Origin of the sequence: Actinoplanes sp. DH11 (assembly GCF_020873875.1) — a bacterium.
In the GTDB taxonomy this organism is placed as follows: domain Bacteria; phylum Actinomycetota; class Actinomycetes; order Mycobacteriales; family Micromonosporaceae; genus Actinoplanes.
Window position 1 is genome coordinate 1 of record NZ_JAHWGU010000054.1, and the last position, 17,766, is coordinate 17,766.

At 69.7% G+C, this 17,766-nt stretch carries 16 protein-coding genes and 1 tRNA gene; 7 read left to right on the top strand and 10 right to left on the bottom strand.

The annotated features are described in order from the left end of the window. Window positions 1–161: 161 nt before the first annotated feature. On the bottom strand, window positions 162–440 hold the full coding sequence (locus LPA41_RS40050) for a DUF6458 family protein (RefSeq protein ID WP_229076724.1): 279 nt from the start codon (window positions 438–440) through the stop codon (window positions 162–164). Window positions 441–553: 113 nt separating this feature from the next. On the opposite strand from LPA41_RS40050, the gene LPA41_RS40055 reads away from it, so the two are divergent. Next, a complete protein-coding gene (locus tag LPA41_RS40055; RefSeq protein ID WP_229076725.1) occupies window positions 554–1,072 on the top strand; it encodes a histidine phosphatase family protein in 519 nt (172 codons plus the stop codon). A 108-nt stretch (window positions 1,073–1,180) separates the two neighbouring features. Here LPA41_RS40055 and LPA41_RS40060 read toward each other — a convergent pair whose 3' ends face one another. Both LPA41_RS40060 and LPA41_RS40065 read right to left on the bottom strand, forming a co-directional pair. Beyond that, window positions 1,181–3,037 (bottom strand): acyl-CoA dehydrogenase, encoded by a 1,857-nt coding sequence (locus LPA41_RS40060; RefSeq protein ID WP_229076726.1) that lies wholly within the window; start codon window positions 3,035–3,037, stop codon window positions 1,181–1,183. Between the two features lie 436 nt (window positions 3,038–3,473). After that, on the bottom strand, window positions 3,474–4,601 hold the full coding sequence (locus tag LPA41_RS40065) for a PP2C family protein-serine/threonine phosphatase (protein ID WP_229076756.1): 1,128 nt from the start codon (window positions 4,599–4,601) through the stop codon (window positions 3,474–3,476). Between the two features lie 124 nt (window positions 4,602–4,725). Between LPA41_RS40065 and LPA41_RS40070 the strand changes: the two genes are divergently transcribed. Continuing rightward, entirely contained in the window at window positions 4,726–5,268 is a 543-nt protein-coding gene (locus LPA41_RS40070) for a phosphoribosyltransferase (RefSeq protein WP_229076727.1), read from the top strand. A gap of 21 nt (window positions 5,269–5,289) precedes the next feature. Here LPA41_RS40070 and LPA41_RS40075 read toward each other — a convergent pair whose 3' ends face one another. Both LPA41_RS40075 and dcd read right to left on the bottom strand, forming a co-directional pair. Beyond that, window positions 5,290–5,577: a YciI family protein gene (locus LPA41_RS40075; protein ID WP_229076757.1), complete on the bottom strand. Its 288-nt coding sequence runs from the start codon at window positions 5,575–5,577 to the stop codon at window positions 5,290–5,292. A 94-nt stretch (window positions 5,578–5,671) separates the two neighbouring features. Then, window positions 5,672–6,250 carry a dCTP deaminase gene (dcd, locus tag LPA41_RS40080; RefSeq protein ID WP_229076728.1) on the bottom strand — a complete coding sequence of 193 codons (579 nt, stop codon included), beginning with the start codon at window positions 6,248–6,250 and terminating at the stop codon, window positions 5,672–5,674. Window positions 6,251–6,325: 75 nt separating this feature from the next. Here dcd and LPA41_RS40085 point away from each other — a divergent pair, with 75 nt between their 5' ends. The 3 genes from LPA41_RS40085 to LPA41_RS40095 all read left to right on the top strand — a co-directional run bounded on the left by LPA41_RS40085 (window position 6,326) and on the right by LPA41_RS40095 (window position 7,347). Then, on the top strand, window positions 6,326–6,832 hold the full coding sequence (locus tag LPA41_RS40085; RefSeq protein ID WP_229076729.1) for a pyridoxamine 5'-phosphate oxidase family protein: 507 nt from the start codon (window positions 6,326–6,328) through the stop codon (window positions 6,830–6,832). Window positions 6,833–6,885: 53 nt separating this feature from the next. Then, window positions 6,886–6,956: transfer RNA gene (locus LPA41_RS40090), tRNA-Gly, on the top strand. A 103-nt stretch (window positions 6,957–7,059) separates the two neighbouring features. Beyond that, window positions 7,060–7,347, top strand: a complete 288-nt coding sequence (locus LPA41_RS40095) for a hypothetical protein (protein ID WP_229076730.1) — start codon at window positions 7,060–7,062, stop codon at window positions 7,345–7,347. A 689-nt stretch (window positions 7,348–8,036) separates the two neighbouring features. Here LPA41_RS40095 and LPA41_RS40100 read toward each other — a convergent pair. The 5 genes from LPA41_RS40100 to LPA41_RS40120 form a co-directional block, all read right to left on the bottom strand. Further along, entirely contained in the window at window positions 8,037–8,801 is a 765-nt protein-coding gene (locus LPA41_RS40100; RefSeq protein ID WP_229076731.1) for a LamG domain-containing protein, read from the bottom strand. A gap of 265 nt (window positions 8,802–9,066) precedes the next feature. Then, window positions 9,067–10,098 carry a hemolysin family protein gene (locus tag LPA41_RS40105; protein ID WP_229076732.1) on the bottom strand — a complete coding sequence of 344 codons (1,032 nt, stop codon included), beginning with the start codon at window positions 10,096–10,098 and terminating at the stop codon, window positions 9,067–9,069. Then, entirely contained in the window at window positions 10,091–11,425 is a 1,335-nt protein-coding gene (locus LPA41_RS40110) for a hemolysin family protein (protein ID WP_229076733.1), read from the bottom strand. The genes LPA41_RS40105 and LPA41_RS40110 overlap by 8 nt, the downstream gene beginning before the upstream one ends. A gap of 173 nt (window positions 11,426–11,598) precedes the next feature. Next, window positions 11,599–13,746, bottom strand: a complete 2,148-nt coding sequence (locus LPA41_RS40115; protein WP_229076734.1) for a (Fe-S)-binding protein — start codon at window positions 13,744–13,746, stop codon at window positions 11,599–11,601. A gap of 187 nt (window positions 13,747–13,933) precedes the next feature. Further along, the gene (locus LPA41_RS40120; RefSeq protein WP_229076735.1) at window positions 13,934–14,197 is read right to left on the bottom strand and encodes a cell division protein CrgA; all 264 of its coding nucleotides are present in this window, start codon (window positions 14,195–14,197) and stop codon (window positions 13,934–13,936) included. A gap of 176 nt (window positions 14,198–14,373) precedes the next feature. On the opposite strand from LPA41_RS40120, the gene LPA41_RS40125 reads away from it, so the two are divergent. Together LPA41_RS40125 and LPA41_RS40130 are read left to right on the top strand one after the other, a co-directional pair. Beyond that, the gene (locus LPA41_RS40125) at window positions 14,374–15,204 is read left to right on the top strand and encodes a DUF881 domain-containing protein (protein WP_229076736.1); all 831 of its coding nucleotides are present in this window, start codon (window positions 14,374–14,376) and stop codon (window positions 15,202–15,204) included. A gap of 1,358 nt (window positions 15,205–16,562) precedes the next feature. Further along, a complete protein-coding gene (locus LPA41_RS40130) occupies window positions 16,563–17,765 on the top strand; it encodes a class E sortase (RefSeq protein ID WP_229076737.1) in 1,203 nt (400 codons plus the stop codon). Window position 17,766 lies beyond the last annotated feature (1 nt).

Below are 17,766 nucleotides of genomic sequence, written 5' to 3' on the forward strand. Positions count from 1 at the left end.
TCGCGGTCGAACTCAACGGCCGCCCACGCAAAACGCTCGGCTGGGACACCCCAGCCGAGCGCTTCGCTAAACTCCTGGCCGAAACCAGTTAATCAACCTGTGTTGCAACGACCCCTGGAATCCGCCGTCAGCAGACCCGGGCCGTTGTCAGATCAGGTAGATCAGGAGTACGCCGGGGGCGGCGGCGGGGGGACGTCGTCGCGACGAACCTCGCGGTATTCGCTGTAGCCCGCGCCGGCGGCCGGTGCCGCCTGCGTGCGGCTGACCACCGTACGGCGGCGGGTGTTCCAGAACCACAGTGTGATGATCAGACCTGCCAGACCGGCCGCCATCAGGATCCAGCCGATCACACCGATGTCCAGGCCACTGATGTCCGCCTCCACGGCGAACGCCAGGATCGCTCCCAGTGCGAGCAGGAAAATGCTTGCGCCGATGCCCATCCGACCCTCCTCGGGTGGTGTCCGCCCGGCCGGGCACAGCGCTCGACCGTGGTGAATGCGTCGATCAACCGTTTACCCGCCCGCCCGAAATTCCAATCAGGCAAGCTGTCCTCATGATTTCGCGAACGCTGATCGTGCTGCGCCACGCCAAGGCCGAGACACCCGGCGACCTCGTCGACTTCGACCGTGCGCTCACCGAGCGGGGCGAGTCCGACGCGGACGCCGCGGGCGCCTGGCTCGCGGATGAGCGGCTGCACCCGGAGCTCGTGCTGTGTTCACCCGCGCGGCGTACCCGGCAGACCTGGCAGACCGCGGCGATCGCACTGGCACAGGGGGAGAACGGCCGGCCATCGCCCGAGGTCCGATACGAGGAGAGCCTCTACCTGGCCGGCCGCACCGAGGTGTTCGACCTGCTCCGCCTCGTCCCGGACACGATCCGCACGGTCCTGCTGGTCGGCCACAACCCGACGGTGTCCGAAGTGTCGGCACTGCTGCTGCCGGACGACCAGTTCAGCGGCACCGTGATCGAGATGAAGACCGCCGGCCTCGCCGTGCACACCAGCGAGGAACCCTGGTCCGCTACCCAGCCCGGGGCGATGCGCCTGACCCGCCGGCACACCGCCCGGGGCTGAGACCTTCCCTCGTTGCCCAGGGCGTCGAGCAATGAACAAGACGAAGGCCGGCGGACACCGTTGTCCGCCGGCCTTCGTCTTTTCAGGAGAGTGGGAAAAGCTTGTGGATCAGAACGCTTCCTCGGGCAGGTCCATCACGTCGAGGTTGGTGTTCTCGATGATGCGGCGGTCCGCGCCGATCCGGGGCAGGATCTCGCGGACGAAGAAGCGGGCCGCCGCGATCTTGCCGGTGTAGAAGGCCTTGTCCGCCTCCGACACCTCGCCGTTCAGGGCGTTGAGCGCCACCTCGGCCTGGCGCAGCAGCAGCCAGCCGAGCACGACGTCACCGAGGGCCAGCAGGACCCGGCGGGAGCTCAGGCCGACCTTGTAGAGCTCGCGGGCCTCGCCGCCCTGCACGGCCTGCAGCCAGCCCATCGTGACGCCGAGGATCTGCTGCATCTCGCCGAGCGCCTTGCCCAGGCCCAGGCGCTCCTCCTTGAGCTGACCGTTGCCGGCCTCGCTCTCCACGAAGCCCTGGATCTCGGCGGCGACGATGCCGAGCGCCCGGCCGTTGTCCTTGACGATCTTGCGGAAGATCAGGTCGAGGCTCTGGATCGCGGTCGTGCCCTCGTACAGGGTGTCGATCTTCGCGTCCCGCACGTACTGCTCGAGCGGGTAGTCCTGCAGGAAGCCGGAACCACCGAAGGTCTGCAGCGACTCGGCACCGAGGAGTTCGTAGGCCCGCTCCGAGCCAACGCCCTTGACCAGCGGAAGCAGCAGGTCGTTGACCCGGCTCGCGGTCTTCTCGGCCTTCTCGTCGCCGGCGGCCTGCGCGATGGCGACCTTGTCCTGCCAGGTGGCGGTGTAGATGACCAGGGCGCGCAGGGCCTCGGCGTACGACTTCTGCATCAGCAGCGAGCGGCGTACGTCCGGGTGGTGGGTGATGGTGACCCGCGGCGCGGCCTTGTCGGTGTTCTGCACCAGGTCCGCGCCCTGTACGCGGTTCTTCGCGTACTCCAGCGCGTTGAGGTAACCCGTCGACAGGGTCGCGATCGCCTTCGTGCCGACCATCATCCGGGCGTACTCAATGATCATGAACATCTGGCGGATGCCCTGGTGCACGTCGCCGAGCAGCCAGCCCTTGGCCGGGGTGCCGTGCTCGCCGAAGGTCATCTCGCAGGTGTTCGAGACTTTGAGGCCCATCTTGTGCTCGACGTTCGTGGCGTAGACGCCGTTGCGCTCGCCCAGCTCGCCGGTCGCCGGGTCGAAGTGGTACTTCGGCACGATGAACAGCGACAGGCCCTTGGTGCCGGGGCCACCCACGCCCTCGACGCCGACCGGGCGGGCGAGGACGTAGTGGATGATGTTGTCGGTGAGGTCGTGCTCACCCGAGGTGATGAAGCGCTTGACACCCTCGATGTGCCACGAGCCGTCGGGCTGCGGGATCGCCCGGGCGCGACCGGCGCCGACGTCCGAGCCGGCGTCCGGCTCGGTGAGCACCATGGTGGAGCCCCACTGCTTCTCGACGAAGAGCTTCGCCCACTCCTTCTGCTCCTCGGTGCCCTCGGTCCAGACCACGTGGGCGAAGGAGGGGCCGGAGGAGTACATCCAGACCGGGGCGTTGGCGCCCAGGATCTGCTCCGCGATGGCCCAGTAGAGGGTGCGCGGCGCGAAGGTGCCACCGAGCCCGCTGGGCAGGTCGAGCCGCCAGAACTCGGAGGCCATGAACGTCTCGTACGACTTCTTGAACGCCTCCGGCAGTGGCGCGGTGTGCGTCGCGGGGTCGAAGACCGGCGGGTTGCGGTCCGCGTCGGTGTAGCTGGACGCGAGATCCTCGCGGGCCAGGCGGTTCACCTCGGCGAGCACGTCGCGCGCGGACTCCACATCCATCTCGTCGAACGGCGCCTGGCCGTACGCGCTTGCGGTCCCGAACACCTCGAAGAGGTTGAACTGGAGGTCACGAAGGTTGCTCTTGTAGTGCGTCATGGTGCTTCCGCCCCGCTCTCCGGACGCGAGTTACCCGTCAGTAACCCCACTGTATTACCCATCGGTAGCAACCGACAAGCCGGTCAGGATTTTGTGTCGAACCCACCGGGCAGGCGACCCTGTCCGTCGGTTCGTGGGTCAAACGTCACCGATCAGGTGGATGGCCGGACAGCCGTTCGGCCATTTGCGTGCTTCAACCCGGGAACCACGTATCGCGGACCGGAGAACTTCGTTTCCTGGATAGACAGCGGAGAACGTTTCGCCGAAGACCACAGGGGGACGCCGTGTTCGCCACCATCAAGAACCTGATCCCGGAGCCGCGTCAGGCCAACCAGCCCCGCCACTACGTCGGACGGCATCGCCAGCCGGAGACTGTCCCACCGACGCCGGCCCCGACCTCCCCGGCCGCGCCGGGAGAGCCCGAGGAAAGCACCGTCTAACTGCCGGCGGCGCCGACTTCCCAACTCGGCACCGGGACGGCAGCGTCGCCGTCCGGGCCCACATATTCCAGCAGGACCAGGGCGATGTCGTCCTCGAGCCGGCCGTAGACCCAGTCGACGAGCGCGGACTCCAGCGACGCCAAGCCGTCACCGACCGTGCCATGACCGAGCAGACGCCACGCCCGGTCCGCGGTCGGGAAGAACTCGCCCTCCCGGCGGGCCTCGCCAAGCCCGTCGGTGAACAGCAGCAGCCGGTCGCCCGGCTCCAGCCGCTCCACGCGCGCCTTGACCTCAGGCATGAAGCCGAGCGGCGGAGCCGGCGCCGGCGGCTCCAGCGGGATGACCTGACCGCGGCGCAGCAGCAACGGGGCCGGGTGTCCACAGTTGACGATCGTCAGCGTGCCACCGCGCTCCTCGACCAGGGCCGCCGTCACGAAATCCTCGTCACCCACGCTGCGGGCCACCGCGCGGTCCAGGTCCGCGACGATCGAACGAAGATCAGCCCGCTCGTACGCGACATGCCGGTACGACCCGAGCACGATGCTGGCCAGCCGGACCGCGTCCAGGCCCTTCCCGCGCACGTCACCGATGATGATCCGGACACCGTACGGCGTGTTGAGCGCCTCGTAGAGGTCACCGCCGATGTCCGCCGCCGCGGTGGCCGAGATGTAGCGCCCGGCGACCGAGAGTGCTCCCACCTGCGGTCCGATCGGACGTAGCACCGCCTGCTGGGCGACGGCCGCGAGACGCAGCAGCTCCGCGATCCGCTCGGCCTGCCGCTGCCGGATGGTCGCACCTGCCGCGGCCACCCCGGTCGCCAGCAGGACGCCCATCAGATTGATCAGGCCGGACATGCCGTGCACCCCGGCCGAACCGACGAGGACGGCGCCGACCACCGTCGCGACCACGCCGACGCCGAGCACCACCTGCCAGACCGCGAAGACCGCGGCCACGAACGGGACAGCCGCGAGCAGGCCGACGAACTGGGCGGAACTGTCGTCACCGACCTCCACGGCGGACACGACAGCGAGCAGCACGAAGGCCGCGCCGAGGCCGGCGCGGTTCCCTGGGCTCATCGGGCGTGGACCCGGCAGCAACGTAGGCATAGTTCCGCCGAACAGCATGCCCGATCCGCGGGTCATCGGGCATCATCTTGACCCCTAGGCTGAGGCGGTTCTGACCGCCCGTCAGCATCGGCGTCATTCGGTCGGTCCAAGGAAAACCGGATCCCGGTGACAGGATGTCGGTGTGACATCCGATCTCCGTGACCTTCTGCGCGCCGAGTTCCGCTGGACCAACCCCGGCGGGAACAGCGAATATCTCGTCAGTGACCGGTCCGGCTGGTGGCGCGAGCCCCGGATCCTGGACGGTGTGGGCGCGGCACTCGGCGATCTCTTCCGGGACGGACGTCCCACCGTCGTGGTCTCGCCGGAAGTCACCGGATTCATGCTCGGCCCGCTCGTGGCGCGCGCGCTCGGTGTCGGCTTCGTCGAGGCGTACCGGGCCGGCGCCCGGCGACCCATCGCCGAACCGATGATCTGGGCCGAGGTTCCGGCGGACCACCGCGGCGACGTGCAGCACCTCGGTGTCCGGGAACGATTGGTCGGGCCGGCCGACCGGGTGCTCGTCGTGGACGACTGGGCGGTGACCGGCGCACAGGCCCGGGGGCTGCGTAACCTCTTCGGCGACCGGTACCTGGGCGCGGCGGTGATCGTGGACGAGTGCCCGCCCGAGGTCTCAGCCGAACTCAACGTTCGAGGTCTGCTGACCGGTTCTGATCTGGACCCCTGAAGGCGGGCGTCGCCGAAGTTTTCAGGCGTCGCGTCGGACCCGCTCGTATCCGGCGAGCGCGCCCCGGGTCGGGATCCAGCCAGTGGCGGTGTACTCGGCCAGGCCGCGCAGCACGTAAGGGTCCTCGGCCATCGCCGCGTGCGCCTCGGCCTCGGTGTCCACGTCCAGCAGGATGACGCCGCCGGCGGGCGGGTCCTGGCGGCCGGCGGTCACGGAGAGGCCACGCTCCTCCAGACCAGCGACGAAGGCGAGGTGGTCCTCGCGGGCGGCGTCCACCTCGGCGAGCGGCTTCAGGTACTTCGAAATCATCAGATACACGCTGCTGATCGTAGTTGCCCGAGCCGCCCGGCGGCGGCGGTCGTCCTGCCCGGCGGCGGCCGGGCGCGCTAGGTGGTCGGGCGCGCTAGGCGGTCGGCCAGGTGCGGAAGTTGAGCGCCGAACGGCTCGGCGTCGGGCCACGCTGCCCCTGGTAGCGGGATCCGTAGACGGACGAGCCGTACGGGTGCTCGGCCGGGCTGGACAACCGGAAGATGCACAGCTGGCCGATCTTCATGCCCGGCCACAGCTTGATCGGCAGGTTCGCCACATTGGAGAGTTCCAGCGTCACGTGCCCGGAGAAGCCCGGGTCGATGAAGCCCGCCGTCGAGTGAGTGAGCAGGCCGAGACGACCCAAGCTGCTCTTGCCCTCCAACCGAGCCGCCAGGGCCTGACCGAGACTGATCACCTCTAGGGTGGACGCCAGCACGAACTCGCCCGGGTGCAACACGAACGGCTGGCCGTCCACGACCTCCACCTCGGCGGTCAGCTCGTCCTGCTGCTCGGCCGGGTCGATGTGGGTGTACAGGTGATTGTTGAACACCCGGAAGAAGCGGTCCAGCCGCACGTCGATGCTGGACGGCTGCATGAGCGACGGCTCGAACGGCTCCAGCGAGAGATCGCCTGATTTGATCTCGGAGACCAGGTCACGGTCGGAGAGCAGCATCGCAACACCATACCGACCAGCCCATATCGGCGTGTTCGGTGGCTGTGTCGAACGTATGTTCGATAGACTTCCCCCATGGCTTCCTGGTCCGACTTCGCCGCCGCCGAGCCGATGCTCGCCGCCGGCATCCGTGCGCTCCTGCAGCAATACGGTCCCGGCATGGGCTACCTCGCCACCGTCCGCGCCGACGGCGCCCCCCGCGTGCACCCGGTCTCCCCGGTCTTCGCCGACGGCGGGCTCTACTGCTTCATCGTGGACTCACCGAAACGCCGCGACCTCGAGCGCGACGGGCGATACGCCCTCCACGCCTACCCGCCGGAGGACAACGACGACGAGGCCGCCATCACAGGCCGCGCCATCACCGTCACCGACCCCCTCGTGACCACCCGCCTGGCCGGCGCCCTGCACGCCTCCCCCGACATCGACTGGCGCCTGTTCGAGCTCACCGTCGAGACCGCCATGCTCCGCCACCACGGCCCCGCCGGCGCCCTGCCCCTGGCCGCGTCGCCCTTCACCCCCGCCTACGCACAGACCTGGCGGGCCCCGCAGAACTTACGACGCACGCTCGCCATCGCAAGCTGACAGCGGGGCGGTGGCACCACCGGACCGGCCAATCAGGTACAGTGGGGCCGCTTGCGGGTGTAGTTCAATGGCAGAACATCAGCTTCCCAAGCTGACAGTGCGGGTTCGATTCCCGTCACCCGCTCGTCCCGGAGTCCCTGTGTCCGCAGAACGCGCGGACATGGGGACTTCGCCATTTCTGCTTAGGGGCCGAGCCCCCGGACCCCGCGGTGCGATGGGTCCGCTGCTTGGGTCTGTTGCGGTGGTTTTCGCTCGCAGCGCTCGCTTACCGGCTGCGTCGACGCGGTGAGGGCGACCTCGTCCTGACGACCGCACATCGGTACGAGCAGGAGCACGCAGTCGTCCGTCCCTCCGTCCGGGTGCTCACCGAACTGATTCGCCTGGGGCAGACGGATCTCGTCCGGCGCATGACGCATGACGTGATGATTGTGTCGTCCCGCCACGCCGTCGAGGGGCAGTGGATGTCCGCAACCAGCAGAAGGCAACTCAGGTGGCGCGCGGCCGGTATCGCCTGAGCGCCCGCCATCGGCCGGCCGCAGTAGTGCCTGGTCAGACAAACATCCGCCGGGCAGGCGGCATCGCCCGAGCAACGGGCATCGCCCGAGCAACGGGCATCGCCCGAGCAACCGGAGCAACCGGCATCGCCCGAGCAATCCGAGCAACTCGAGCAACCCGAGCAACGCCAGCAACGCCAGCAACCGGCATCGCCCGAGCAACCGGCACCGATTCGACGGGCGGTATCGACCCGTCGGGCGGTATCGACCCGGCGGGCGGCATCGACCCGGCGGGCGGTATCGACCCGTCGGGCGGCATTGGCCGACCGCGGTCCTGAAGCAATGAAACAAGCAGCCGAGATGTTGATCTGCTAGCGCTACGAAATCGCTGTGATCATGGACCTTAAACCGCGATTTCGCATCGCTAGCAGATCAACACCCCCACACGAGCCCTCCGCAGCGGCCCGCAGCCACGAACTCACTAACAACAAACCGGTAGAAAAGCCGCAATCGGTGCGGCAGGCCCGCTGGGCCAAACTAATAGGGACACCCTCCGGTACCGCCGGTGGGCCGACGGTACCGGGGCGCGCGCCTCAGCGTGTGGGTGCCGGTCAAGGGCTGGGGCGCGCGCCTCAGCGTGTGGGTGCCGGTCAAGGGCTGGGGCGCGCGCCTCAGCGTGTGGGTGCCGGTCAAGGGCTGGGGCGCGCGCCTCAGCGTGTGGGTGCCGGTCGAGGGCTGGGGCGTTCGCCGGCGATGCTGACGAAGACGTTGTCGATGGCTCCGGCGAACTGGTCGTTTCCGGGGGCCGCGCCCTTGCCGCCGACGCGCAGCGGCTCGGCGTTGGCGATGGACAGCATCGGGGGGACCGGTACCCAGGCGCGCAGGGCGCCGTCGACCAGCATGAACAGGCGGTTGGGGGTGCGGCGGCATTCGAGGGCGTGCCAGCGGCCGTCGGCGACGTCCATCGCGGGCTCGGCCCGGTAGATGGTGGCTCGCTGGCCGGCGATCACGCAGCTCGGGCGGCCCTGGCGGTGGTCGACCTGGAGTTTGAACTGGCTCACGCCGCCGACCGAGTATCCCTTCTGCAGGACGTTGGCGCCGTCGGCAAGGTCGGCGTGGGTCATCAGGACCGATGCGCCGTACCGGACGGGGCGCCGGCCCGGGTTCAGGGCGTCGTCGCGCGGCCCTTCCAGGATGGCCCGGGGGCAGTCGCGTTCGCGCGCCAGGTGGCAGCGCTCCGGGTAGGCGACGGCAAGACCACCGTTCTGGGGTACGAGCCGGAGTCTCCCGCCGTTCTGCCCGAGAGGCCGGAGTTGGTAGCGGCCGTTCGGGTCGATGATCGGCCGGCGGACGCCGCCGTCGAAGTTGTAGCGGAGGGTCAGTGGCCCGCCGGCGATCTGGACCCGGCCCGCCACCGTGGGCGGGGACGTGGTGCCGGCGTTGGCGAGGACGCCGCCCGAGGGTGGGGTTCCCACGCCTGAGCTTCCCGCCCGGGCCGGTAGGTGGTTGACCAGAAGGAGCACGCAGCCGAGAACGAGTGTGGCTGACAGGGCACCGATCGGTACGGCACGCCGTCTTTTGTGAAGCATGGGAGCTATTGTCCGGATTGCCAGTAGCACCGCCTACTGAAACTCCGGGGCGGAGCGAATGCACCCGTAAGCGTTCAGCCGATCATCCGAGGACTGAAACGGATTATTCCCTCGAAAGAGAGACCGATCCAGCGATCGGCCGGCGACCGACTCAGTGGATCTTCGCTGCCGCGCCCGCCGGTTCGCCGACGACCGCGTGCAGCACGTCGTCGAGGGTGATCACGCCGAGCGGCCGCCGGCCGTCGCTCACCAGCACGATGTGCAGCCGGTCCCGCCGCATGGTGAGCAGCAGGTCGGCGAGGCTCCGCTCGGGCGCCACCACGGCCAGCGGCCGGATCACCTCGGGCGAAATCGGCAGGCGGCGCTGGGTCGCCGCGTACCCCAGGACGTCCTTGACGTGCACGAAGCCCACCACCCGCCGGGTGTCGCGTTGCACCACCGGGAAGCGGGACCGGCCGCTGCGGGTCGCCACCGCCTCCAGGGTCGCCGGCGAGACGTCAGCCGCCACCGTGGTCACCCGCGACCAGGGCAGCAGCGTGTCCGCGGCGGTCCGGCTGTTCAGGCCGAGCGCGGCGTGGATCCGTGCGTACTGCTCCGAACCGAGCAGGCCCTCACTGCGCGCCTGGGTCACCATGCCGGCCAGTTCCTCGGCCGTGAAGACGGTCTTGACCGCGTCCGTGGTCTCGATCTTCCAGAGCTTGAGGATCAGCCGGGAGGCCCACCGCATCGCGTTGAGCAGTGGCTTCGTGGCGGTGCAGAAGGCAAGCATGAACGGGCCCAGCACGAGCGCCGAGCGTTCCGGTCCGGCCAGGGTGATGTTCTTCGGCACCATCTCGCCGATCACCGTGTGCAGGAACGTGACGATCACCAGGGCGACGACGAAGGCGACCGGGTGCACCGCGTTGTCCGGCAGACCCGTCGCGGCGAACGGACCCTCCAGCAGGTGCGCGATCGTCGGCTCGGCGAGCGCGCCGAGCACCAGCGTGCAGATGGTGATGCCGAGCTGCGCGCCGGCGATCATCAGCGGGATCTGGCTCATCGCGGAGAGCGCCCAGCGGGCCGCCTTGGAGTGCTCGGCGAGTGGCTCCAGCGCGGTGCGCCGGGAGGCGATGAGCGCGAACTCGCCGCCCACGAAGAGGCCGTTGCCGATCAGCAGCACGGCGACGAAGAGCAGCTCAGTCATCGGCCGGCTCCGGCGGGGCGACCACGCGCACCTGCTCGACGCGATGCCGGTCGACCTCCAGCACGGTGAACTCCCACCCGTTCTCGGCCAGGGACTCGCCGACCACCGGGATGTGGCCGAGACGGGCGAGGAGGAAACCGGCGAGCGTCTCGTACGGCCCCTCGGGCAGCCGGAACCCGGTCTGCTCCAGCACCTCGTCCTCCCGGAGCAGACCGTCCACCAGGAACGTCTTCTCGCCACCGGGGGCGGTCAGCTCCTGGCTGCCGATCTCGTCGAGGTCGGTGTCGTACTCGTCGGCGATCTCGCCGACCAGCTCCTCGACCAGGTCCTCGACGGTGACGACGCCGTCGGTGCCGCCGTACTCGTCCACCACGATCGCCAGGTCGGCGTCGGCGGCGCGCAGGGCGGCCAGGACCTTGTCGAGGCTGAGACTCTCCGGCACGAAGACCGGCTCCCGGGCGAGGGCGGAGACCTTGGTGGCGGCGCGGCGCTCGGGCGGGATGCCGATCGCCTCGTTGACCCCGGCCACTCCGGTCACCACGTCGAGCGTGTCCTCGTACACCGGGAAGCGGGTGTGGCCGGTCTCGCGGGCCACCGTGATCAGGTCGGCGGCGCTCGCCGTGGTCTTGAGACCGACCACGTCGACGCGCGGGGTCATCGCCTTGGCCGCGCGTTTCTCCCCGAACCGGATGGTTCGCCGCAGCAGGGTCGCGGTCTCGTCGGGCAGCGCGCCGGCCTGGGCACTGATCGCGGCGAGCAGCCCCAGTTCCTCCGGTGAGCGTGCGCTGGCCAGCTCTTCCTGCGGTTCGATGCCGAGGCGGCGCACCAGCCAGTTGGCGGTCCCGTTTAGGGCGGCGATCAGGTATTTGAAGAGCGTCGAGAAGCCGTGCAGCGGCGCGGCGGTGAGCAGCGCCAGCCGCATCGGGCGGGCCAGCGCCGCGTTCTTCGGGACCAGTTCGCCGAAAAGCATCGAGAACAGGGTCGCCACGACGAGGGCGCAGACGTGGGTGACGGTGCCGGTCGCCTCGCCGGCGAGCGGCTCGACCACCGGGGTGAAGATCTCGGAGAGCGCCGGCTCGGCCAGATAACCGGTGAGCAGCGCGGTGAGGGTGATGCCGAGTTGCGCCCCGGAGAGCTGGAAGGAGAGCCCTTGCAGGGCGTTGCGGACGGTACGCGCCCGGCGGTCCCCGGCCAGGGCACGTTGCTCGATCTCCACCCGGTCGACCGTGACGAGACCGAACTCGGCGGCCACGAAGAACGCGTTGCCACCCGTCAGCAGCAGGAAAGCCACCAGCGGGAGCACCGCGCTCAGGAGCAGGCCGTCCATGATCGCTTCACCTCGGCAATCATTCTGCCGGATCCCGGGCATCGAGGACCAACCGTGGCCGTGAGAAGGACCACTTGCTCCTGGCACCTGACCGTGCCGGCCCGGCCGCCACCGCCCGGGCGCGTCGGCGGCTCATGGAGCTCACCGGGCGCGGCCGGGCGGCGGCGGATCCGTCAGACGTCCTGCTTGAGCGAGCGCAGCAGCACGGTGGCGACGTCGACGACCTCGACCTCTTCCTGCTTGCCTTTGCCGGTGACGCCGTCGCCGATCATCGTGTAGCAGAACGGGCAGCCCACCGCGATCGTCTTCGCGCCGGTCGCCAGGGCTTCCTCGGTGCGCTCCACGTTGATCCGCTTGCCGATCCGCTCCTCCATCCACATCCGGGCGCCGCCGGCGCCGCAGCAGAAGGAACGCTCGGAGTTGCGCGGCATCTCGATCAGGTTGCCGGTCTCGCCGAGCACCTCGCGGGGCGCGTCGAAGACCCGGTTGTGCCGGCCGAGGTAGCAGGGGTCGTGGTAGGTCACGTCGCCGTCGATCGGCTGGACCGGCGTGAGCTTGCCCTCCTTGACCAGGTGGGCCAGCAGCTGGGTGTGGTGCACGACCTCGACCTTGAGGCCGAGCTGCTCGTACTCGTTGCCCAGGGTGTTGAAGCAGTGCGGGCAGGTCGCCACGATCTTCTTGGTCGTGTTCTCCCCGAGGGCCTCGGTGAGCGTCTCGACGTTCTGCTGGGCCAGCATCTGGAAGATGAACTCGTTGCCGATCCGCCGGGCGGGGTCACCGGAGCAGGTCTCGCCCTCGCCGAGGATGGCGTAGTTCACCCCGGCCTCGTGCAGCAGCGTGGCGACCGCGCGTGTGGTCTTCTTGGCCCGGTCCTCGAAGGCGCCGGCACAGCCGACCCAGAACAGGTAGTCGAAGTCCTCGACCTCGCCGACCCGCGGCACCTCGAAGTCGAGACCCTTGGTCCAGTCCTCACGGGTGTTCTGCGGCGCACCCCACGGGTTGCCCTTGTTCTCCAGGTTGCGCAGCATGACGCCGGCCTCGGAGGGGAAGCTCGACTCGATGAGCACCTGGTAACGGCGCATGTCGACGATGTGGTCGATGTGCTCGATGTCGACCGGGCACTGCTCGACGCAGGCGCCGCAGGTGGTGCAGGACCAGAGGACGTCCGGGTCGATGATGCCCTGCTCCTCGGCGGTGCCGATCAGTGGGCGGTTGCCTTCGGCGAGCGCGAGGACGTCCATGTGCGCGAGCTGGGCCTCGGTGGCCTTCTCCTCGCCCATCAGGTCCTTGCCGCCGCCGGCCAGCAGGTACGGCGCCTTCGCGTACGCGTTGTCACGCAGCGACAGGACGAGCAGTTTCGGCGACAGCGGCTTGGCCGTGTTCCAGGCCGGGCACTGCGACTGGCAGCGGCCGCACTCGGTGCAGGTGGAGAAGTCGAGCAGGCCCTTCCAGGTGAACTGCTCGACCTGGTTGACGCCGAAGAGGTCCTTCTCCGGGTCGGCCTCCTCGAAGTCGAGCGGCTTGCCCCCGCTCATCATCGGCTTCAGCGCACCGAGGCCGGACCCCGCCGGCTTCTCCGGGCTGCGCTTGAAGTAGATGTTGAAGAACGCCAGGAAGCGGTGCCAGGCGACACCCATCGTCGGGTTCAGCGAGATGGTGATCAGCCACGTCATCGAGATGCCGATCTTGATGAGCGCGGCCCACGTGGCGCCGTCCTCCCAGGCCGGCAGGACAGCGCCGACCGCGTGGCTGACCGGGGTCGCCCAGAGCGGGTACTCGAAGTGATCGGTGGCGACCTTGAAGCCGCGGATCAGGAAGCCGAAGACCAGCACGCCGACGATGACGGCCTCGACGAAGTACGCCTGCCACATCGTCGAGCCGAGGAACCGGCTGCGCTTCTTGGCGCCCGGCTTGTCCCGCTGCCGGCGGTAGACCAGGTACAGGATGCCGGCCATGCCGAGGATGCCGAACCACTCGGTGACCAGCCCGAAGATCGTCCAGTGGCCGATGATCGGCAGACCCAGGTCCGGGTTCACCACCTCGAAGTAGGCCTCGAGGACCAGCAGCGACAGGATGACGAACGAGAACATGACGAACCAGTGGGCGGCGCCGATCGCGCTCCACTTCAGCATCCTGGTGTGGCCGAGCGTCTCGACCAGCATGGTTTTCGTGCGCGTCTTCGGGTCCGTGAACCGCTCCGGAGCCGGCTGGCCCTGACGGATCACCGCGGTGATCGTCATGACGGCCCGCACCGCGAGGTAGACGGCCACCACCGTGACCGCCCCCGCCAGGACGGTGGCGACTATCTGTGGAATGCCCATCGGGTTGTGCCTCCTCGGTCGGCGGTACGCCAGCCCATGTTACCCACGAGTAATAGACGGGCGCGCACCTGTCCGTCAAGGTAAAGCGCACCCCACGCAAGGCGGGGGTGCGCTCACTTCGGCTGATTTTCACATATCCGCAGGACGCGGCCCACCGACGGAGGAACTCAGACCCACCGGCGAGGACTCAGCGCCAGCGCGACAGCAGGCCCAGGGAGGCCACCATGCAACCGAAACCAACCGCGAGGTTCCAGTAGCGCCAGCTCTCGACCGGCCACTGCTGGGACGACAGGTAGTAGATGACCAGCCAGGCGATGCCGATGACGATCAGGGCGACCGCGCTGAACGGGATCCAGACAGGGCTGGGCTTCTTGGACGCCCCGGCCACCGCCGGCCGGATGTCCGTCGGCGGGGTGTAAACCTTCTTCTTGCGAACCTGAGACTTCGGCACGGCGCTCTCCTGAAGGGCAACAAGTGGTGAACTACCCACCGCTGAGCGGCTCCGGAGGCCCGGAATGCTGCCCGTGGCGAATACTGTTCGACAGCTAGCGTAGTCAAGACGGCGCACAGACAGGCACCCGCCAGGCGAGGAAAATAACGCGGCGTCGGGTTCTGAGGGGGTCCGGGGTGGTTCTACCAGTTGGCGGCGACGTCGATGACGGCACCAGGGGGCCATCCTGGCGGCTGGTGCTCCGGCGGGCCGTCCGCGGCCTGCGGCCACGGCGGAACCAGCGCCGGACCATCTGGTCGGCGGGGGTCCCGCTGATCGCGCTGGCTGCGGGATTGCTCTTCACCACCTCCGCGACAACAGCCGACGGTACGGCCCTGCGCGACGACCGCCGCCCCCAGCTGGCCCAGCTGATCGCCGAGAAACGGGATCGCCTGGAAAGCCACGAGGAACGGGCCGCGAAGCTGTTCGCCGAGGTGGACCAGGAGACCGCCCGGCTGGCCGAGGTCGACCAGCCGGTGAAGTCGGCCCGGGAGAACGCGGACGCCATCCGGGAACCGGCCGGGCTCTCCGACCTGCACGGGCCGGGCCTCACCGTCTCGCTGAACGACTCACCGCGGCGCGGCACCGACTTCGGCGAGAACGCTCCCGACAACGACGATCTCGTGGTTCACCAGGGCGATGTCCAGGCGGTGGTGAACGCCATGTGGGCGGGCGGCGCGGAGGCGATGACGATCATGGATATCCGCGTCATCTCCACGAGCGCGGTACGCTGTGTCGGCAACACGCTGCTCCTTCACGGCCAGGTCTTCTCACCACCGTTCAAGATCACGGCGATTGGCGAACCCACAGCCATGAGTCGTGCGTTGGACTCGTCAGAGGGAGTCAGGCAGTTCCGCGAGGCCGTCGCCGACTTCGGGCTCGGTTACACGGAAAAGGTGGAGAAAAACGTGACAGTGCGGGCGTACGACGGATCGACCGACCTCCGATCGGCGCAGGCTGCCCGGTGATGGTCCCTCCTGACTACCCGGCGTCCTCGTCCGGTTCGGGCCGCCACCGGGCCCCCGACAGTGACGGGCACACCGCTTACATCCCTCGCCTCACCGACGCCTCCGACGACGGCGTCCCCGGCGGCCCGCTGGCGCCCCCGCTAGGCCTCGGCGGCAACGTCGGCGCCCGGCCGGCACGCACCCCGGCCCCCGCCGACGAAGACCCCGACCTGCCGAGCGCCGACGAGGTGAGCGCGGCGGTCGCCGCGGCGCGCCGGCGGGCCTCCTCAGCGGTACGGGCGGAGCCGTCCCTCGACGGCCCCACCGCCCCCCTCAGCCCACCGTCGCCCCCGTTTTCCGGCGCGCGCACGGAGTCCTTCCCCGGCGCCCGCCCGGAGCCCGTCCCCGACGCCCGCCCGGCTGCTGACGCGCAGCCGGTCGTCGGTGCCGGGCCCAGCGAGCAGCCTTCGTGGGTGCCGCGTGCGGCGCGCGCCGAGAGCCGATCCGAGCAGCCCGCAGTGGCCTCGTGGGCCGACCCCGGCGCCACCGCCCGCATCACCACCTCCCCCTCCGCCCCGTCGTCGCGCGCGGCCTCGTCGCCGCTCACCACCTCGTCGCCGCTTGCCGCTTCGTCACCGCTTGCTGCTTCCTCGCCGCATGCTGCTTCCTCGCCGCTCGCCGGCACGCCGCAGTCGCCGGCCGGGACGCCCCACGAACCAGCCGGGGTGCCTCAGTCGCCCGCAAGCGCGCCGCAGCCGCCCACTCAGGTCCGGCGGACCCGGGCGCAGCGGCGACGTGCAGAATCGGACAGTGCGGCAGGTTGGGCGCATGCCGCGGGCGCTAGCGGGTGGAGTCAGGCTCCGGCCTCGCACAGTCCGGCCCCGTTCTCGCACAGTCCCGCGCCGCAGGACCTGACCCCATCATCGGCGTCTCACGATCCGGCTCGGCCTTCCCACATTTCGAGCCCGGATTTCGCCAGCTCGCGCCGGGACTCCCGCCACTCCGGCCGAGGCCCGCACAGCTCAAGCTCCGACCTGAACGGCTCTGGCCTCGGTCCGCAAAGCTCAAGCTCCGGCCTCACCGGCTCGCGCAGTGCGGACGCCGACGCACGGGGTTCCGGCTCGCGCAGCGCTGAGCCCGGCTCACGCGGGTCCGGTCCCGGCTCGTACAGCCCGGCGCCGGCAAGTCCGGCACGCGCCGACGCCACCGCGACGTTCCGCGCTGCGGACGGCCACGACCAGCCCGCCTGGGCCACCCCGGCCTCCCGGAGCCCCGCACCCGCCGACGCGACCGCGACGTTCCGTGCCGTTGACGACCACGACGAGCCCGCTTGGGCCGCCTCGGCCTCCCGCAGTCCGGCGCCCGCCGACGCCACGGCGATGTTCGGGGCGGTCGACGGCCAGGAGACGTCCGCCTGGGCCGCTTCGGTCCCGGCGGCAGCGTCGCAGAGTCCGGCACCTGCCGATGCCACGGCGACGTTCCGCGCGGTCGACGGCCAGGACAGGGACGGCCAGGGCAAGGACGAGCCTGCCTGGGCGGCGAACGGCGCGGTCGGGCCGACGCGCGACTTCAGTCCGACCACTGTCATCCGTACGATCGACGCTCCCACCGGCATGCTCCCCACCCTGCCGGCGGGCAAGCCGCTCCCCGGCAAACTCACCGTTCTGCCGCCGGGCGCGGCGGCTGAGGCCGCCCGGCAGGCGGCCGGGCCCGATGTGACGCTCGGCGCCGCCGCGGTCCCGCCGGCACCTCTGGTCCGGCCCGGCAAACCGGCGGAGCCGGAGCCCGTCACGGAGGCCGAGGAGCAGCCGAAACGTGGCGAGCGGGTGGTCAAGCTCCGGCCGGAGCAGACCGAGGAGGGGTACAAGAGCGTCTACTCCGAGCTGACCCGGCCGACCGTGGGTTCGCGCATCCGGGCCGGCATCCGGACCTCCGGCGAAGTGATGATCACTTTCGGTCTCGTGGTGCTGCTTTTTGCGGGCTACCAGGTGTTCGGGAACTCGGCCGCGGTGCAGAACGAGCAGGACAACCTTGCCGAGGAGCTGGACGAGGCGTGGAGCGATCCGACGGTGGCGCCCACCGCCAGTGCGGCGCAGCAGGGTCCGGCCGCGCCCGGTGACAACCTCGTGGGCCGGCTCTACATCCCGAAGTTCGACAAGAAGTGGGTCGTCGTGGACGGCGTCCAGCCGGACGACATCCGCTATGCGCCCGGCCACTACCCGGAGAGCGCCATGCCCGGCGAGGTCGGCAACTTCTCGGTCGCCGGGCACCGCATCAAGAAGATCTTCTGGCGGCTCGACGAGCTGAACGACGGTGACGTGATCGGCGTCGAGACACGTGAGAACTGGTACGTCTACAAGGTGTACGAGCTCGACATCGTGAAGCCGCACCAGGTCGAGGTCGTCGCGGCCGTGCCCGGCAAGCCCAAGGCGAAGCCGTCGAAGGCCGTGCTCACGCTGACCACCTGCAACCCGAAGTTCAACAACTACGAGCGGCTCATCGTGCACGCCGAACTGGTCAGCACGGTCGCCCGCGACCAGGCCCTGCCGGACGCCGGGATGCCGGCCGAGATGAAAGCCTGAC